The organism is Streptomyces anandii JCM 4720, assembly GCF_014650655.1.
Lineage (GTDB): Bacteria > Actinomycetota > Actinomycetes > Streptomycetales > Streptomycetaceae > Streptomyces > Streptomyces anandii.
In genome coordinates this window covers 166820-170517 of record NZ_BMVJ01000014.1, presented here as the reverse complement: position 1 = coordinate 170517, position 3698 = coordinate 166820, and the positions used below count along the sequence as shown (strand labels likewise).

The window sequence follows — 3698 nt, the reverse complement described above, 5'->3', positions numbered from 1 at the left end:
CGCGACCGAGAACCAGGCGCGCGTGGAGGCCGGTGAGGAACCGGCTCCGCTGATCGCCGCTTTCCAGGCGCTCGTGGCCCGCCGGACCGTCCCGGAGTGGCGGGCGGTCCTGGACGCGGTCCAGGAGGTCGAGTACGTCGGCGCCGGTCCTGTGGGCTATTGGGGCGTGTCGTTGGGTTGCGGACTCGGCGTTCCGTTCGTGGCCGAGGAACCCCGGGTCCGCGCGGCGGTGCTGGGCCTGGGAGGCGCGTCGGCGTCGGCCGAGGCGGCCGCGCGGATCACCGTCCCGGTGGAGTTCCTGGTGCAGTGGGACGATGAGCGGGTGCCGCGGGCCCAGAGCCTGGCGCTGTTCGACGCCCTGGCCTCGGCCGAGAAGACGCTGCACGCCAACCCCGGCAAGCACGGGGAGATCCCGGCGTTCGAACTGGACAGCACGCTGCGGTTCTTCACCCGGCACCTCGGCTGACACGGTCACGCACCTCAGCCCTGCCAGGCGTCGGCCACCGAGGGGGCCAGGGCGATTGCCTGGGCGTGGCCCGCACGGGCGGCGGCAGGGCGGTGTGTGTCGTCCGCCAGGTTGCGGCCCATCGTGCGCCGCGCGGCGCGGTCCGGGGACAGCAGGACGACCCTGGCCCCGTCGTCGGACAGTTCCGCGGCCTGCTGGGGCGCGCTCGGGTGCGGGCCGACCGCCCGGGGGACGGGCACGACCGCCAATACCCGGCGGTATCCGCGTGCGAGCTGGAGGTTGGCGGTCGAACGGCTGCCGCCGTCCATCCAGCGCCGGCCCGCCACGGTGACCGGCGGCCATACGACGGGTACGGCGCAGCTCGCCGCGACCGCTTCGAGAAGTGTCACTCCTGAGTGCGAGTCGAACACCTCGGTCCGTCCGCTGTGCGCGTCGACCGCCGCGATCCGCAATTCGCGCTCGGGCCAGTCGCGTACGTCGCCCAGGAGCGCGCCGACCGTGTCGAAGACGTCCGACTCCGGGCCGGTCGGGGCGTGCAACGCTGCCCGGGCGAGGCGTTCGACGGACCGCTGGGGATCACGGGAGCCGAGAGCCGCCCAGAGGAAGCGCGCCGTCTGGCGGGCGGTCACCGGCAGGCGGACCGCGTCCGCTCCGGAGAGCTGACGCTCGTAGAGGTCCGAGGCCGGGACGCCCGACCGGAGCCGGCTTCCGAAGACGGCACCGGCGGAGGTGCCGATCACGACGCCGGCGCCGGCGAGATCGATCCCGGCCTCGGTGAGCCCGGCGAGCACCCCGGCCAGCCAGGCCCCGCCCACCGGCCCCCCGCCGCCGAGCACAAGTGCGGTGCCGGACATGCTTCCCCCTCCACCGTGAACGGTCGCGGACAGCCCCGCCCGCGCGAGCACAAAGCGGGGACATCTCCCCGTTTCACCGTCCGACGATAGCATGCGTAACGGGGAACGCTCCCCGGTACGGGGCGGGAAAGGGAGGCACCAATGGACGACCGTCCGCCGGCAAGGCGGCGCCGCGACGCGCTGCGCAACCGGAGGCTGCTGACGGAGACAGCCCGCGAGGTCTTCGCCGAACAGGGCCTGGACGCCCCGCTCGACGAGATCGCCCGGCGGGCGGGCGTGGGCAACGCCACCCTCTACCGCCACTTCCCCACCCGAGCCGCGCTCGTCGACGAGGTCTTCCGGGACGCGCTCAAGGAGACCACGGCGGCGGGCGAGCGGGCACGGACGGCCGAGGACGCGTGGGCGGGACTGACGCGGTATCTGCGAACGGTGTTCGCGGGCCTGGCCGCGGACCGCGGCACCAACGACCTCATGACCACGAACCTGGAAGGCGTCACCTCCCTCACGGCGATCCACGCCCACAACCGCGAAACCATCGACATGCTGCTCCGGCGCGGTCAGGAACAGGGCACCGTCCGCCCGGACCTCACCACCGAGGACGTGCTCCTCACCCTGGCGGCACTGGGCAGGGCCGTTCCCGCGCTCACCACGGTCGCCCCGGATGCCTGGCTCCGCCCGCTCGCCCTGCTCCTCGACGGCCTTCGCACGGGCGCTGCCGCTCCTCCTCTGCCCACGCCGGCCCTCACACCCGGCCAGCTCGGCGAGGTGCTGCTCAACCTGGGCCCACACGGGCGGCGTTGAGGCTCCTGGACCGAGTTGGCCAAGTTCGCGGAGTTCCTCACGTCCGCCGGCTCAGACCCGCCGATCCTGGTGCGGGCCCGGCGAAGGGAAGGACGCGGAGCTGGATCCGGCGGCGCCGTCGGGGCCGATACCGAGGGCCACCGCGGCGCCTGCCGCCCTGGCCGCTTCGGCGACGGCCGGCCGGGACCGGCCCGCGCAGGCCGCGTGGACCGCCTCGCTGCCCAGCGGCCGGCTCACGAGCAGACGGCCGGAGTCGGTGCCGCCTCTCCCGCCAGGTCCCCGGCCACCGCCGCGCCCGGCACGTCGTACCGGGCGAGCAGACCGGGCAGCCTCTCCTCCCGCCGGTTCCGCATCTCGTTGAGTGCCGACATGCCGAGAACGTAGATGCGTGCGCCGGACCACGTCGGTGTCGTCTCCGTGCGCGGCGACGGCACCGACGAGATCGGCGCCCTGTGGGAGAGGCTCTCGCAGGGCGCGACGGTGGTGCAGCCGCTCGCACCGTCGCAGTGGGCCCCGCTGTACGGCATGCTCACCGACCGTTTCGGCGTCACCTGGGTCCTGGACGTGGCGGCCCCGTACAACGGCTGAGCCGCACCCGCCCGCGTCGTCGTCCTCCGCACGGCAATTCCCGCGGCCGGCCGTCTCAGTTCTCGTCCACCGGCTGGTGGTAGACGCGCCGGACGCTGGAGCCGAGGCGTGTGATGTCGGCGCCGTAGATGTGCAGGGAGATCGCCTTGCCCGGGCCGCCGTTCCGGACCCGGTGGATGTCGCCGGGCGGCGCGAAACCGCACACCTCGCCCTGTTCGTTGACGACGTCGCGGGTGCGGACCAGGCGGGCGGTGTGGCTGCCGGGAACCAGTTCGAAGCGGCGCTCGTGTTCGCGGCCCGCGTGGACGCCCGTGACGCACCAGGAGACGTGGTCGTGGATGGAGGTGTGCTGTCCCGGCAGCCACACCAGGGCGACGATCGAGAAGCCGCCGTCCTCCTCGGCGTGCAGGACGTGCTGGCGGTAGCGGGCCGGGTCGCCCTCGCACTGATGGTCCGTCAGCAGGTCGCCGGCGCCCAGGTGCGGGGCGAGGCGTTCGCCGACCAGGTGGGCCGTGCGGTCGGGGGGCAGGCCGCGCCGGACGACGTGTTCCACCTCGCGGACGAGCAGGCCCAGCCGGGGGGTCACCTCGGTGCGTGTGCGGGTCGTGGAAGAGGTCATGACGGCAGCGTCGGGCGGGTAACCCCCTTGCGTCCAACGACAGTTGCTTCGGAATGCCCCAACGTGGGCTTATGGCCGGGCGCCTGCGGGAGACCGGCGGATCAGCAGCCTACGCGCCGTTCGGCGGCCGCCTTGATCGTGTCGACCACCAGGGCGGTGGCCGGGACCCGGAGGTGTTCGCGCAGTACGTAGGCGGAGACGCGGCGGCGCGCGGCCGGCTGGAGGGCGCGGCCGGCGACCCGGTCGAGCCGGAGGAAGGAGAGCACCAGGCCCGGCACCATGGCCACGCCCAGCCCCTCGGCGACCAGTGACTGCATCACCAGGCCGTCGTCGGTGGCGAAGGCGATGTCGGGGGCGAAGCCCAACTCGG

General features: G+C 73.9%; 6 protein-coding genes and 1 pseudogene. 3 read left to right on the top strand and 4 right to left on the bottom strand.

The features are described from left to right. Positions 1–466: alpha/beta hydrolase (locus IE249_RS38375; protein ID WP_229859191.1), on the top strand; the 466-nt coding region annotated here is incomplete at its 5' end. Between the two features lie 14 nt (positions 467–480). Here the strand turns inward: IE249_RS38375 and IE249_RS24395 are convergent. Then, complete coding sequence (locus tag IE249_RS24395; protein WP_189707889.1) at positions 481–1320, bottom strand: patatin-like phospholipase family protein; 840 nt, start codon at positions 1318–1320, stop codon at positions 481–483. Between the two features lie 141 nt (positions 1321–1461). On the opposite strand from IE249_RS24395, the gene IE249_RS24390 reads away from it, so the two are divergent. Continuing rightward, positions 1462–2121, top strand: coding sequence for a TetR/AcrR family transcriptional regulator (locus IE249_RS24390; protein WP_189707887.1), 660 nt, complete (start codon positions 1462–1464; stop codon positions 2119–2121). Between the two features lie 233 nt (positions 2122–2354). On the opposite strand, the gene IE249_RS24385 is transcribed toward IE249_RS24390, so the two are convergent. After that, entirely contained in the window at positions 2355–2492 is a 138-nt protein-coding gene (locus IE249_RS24385) for a hypothetical protein (RefSeq protein WP_189707885.1), read from the bottom strand. A 40-nt stretch (positions 2493–2532) separates the two neighbouring features. Here IE249_RS24385 and IE249_RS24380 point away from each other — a divergent pair. Then, positions 2533–2709 (top strand): annotated as a pseudogene (locus tag IE249_RS24380) (VOC family protein); the annotation flags it as partial. 55 nt (positions 2710–2764) lie between these two features. Here the strand turns inward: IE249_RS24380 and IE249_RS24375 are convergent. Next, positions 2765–3328 (bottom strand): cysteine dioxygenase family protein, encoded by a 564-nt coding sequence (locus IE249_RS24375; protein WP_189707883.1) that lies wholly within the window; start codon positions 3326–3328, stop codon positions 2765–2767. A gap of 101 nt (positions 3329–3429) precedes the next feature. Then, positions 3430–3698 (bottom strand): LysR substrate-binding domain-containing protein (locus IE249_RS38370; protein WP_229859190.1); only part of this gene is annotated, 269 nt, incomplete at its 5' end.

Coding starts and splice junctions, on each gene's coding strand:
- IE249_RS24390 (WP_189707887.1), top strand. CDS start 1,462: ATGGACGACCGTCCGCCGGCAAGGCGGCGCCGCGACGCGCTGCGCAAC.
- IE249_RS24375 (WP_189707883.1), bottom strand. CDS start 3,328: ATGACCTCTTCCACGACCCGCACACGCACCGAGGTGACCCCCCGGCTG.
- IE249_RS24385 (WP_189707885.1), bottom strand. CDS start 2,492: ATGTCGGCACTCAACGAGATGCGGAACCGGCGGGAGGAGAGGCTGCCC.
- IE249_RS24395 (WP_189707889.1), bottom strand. CDS start 1,320: ATGTCCGGCACCGCACTTGTGCTCGGCGGCGGGGGGCCGGTGGGCGGG.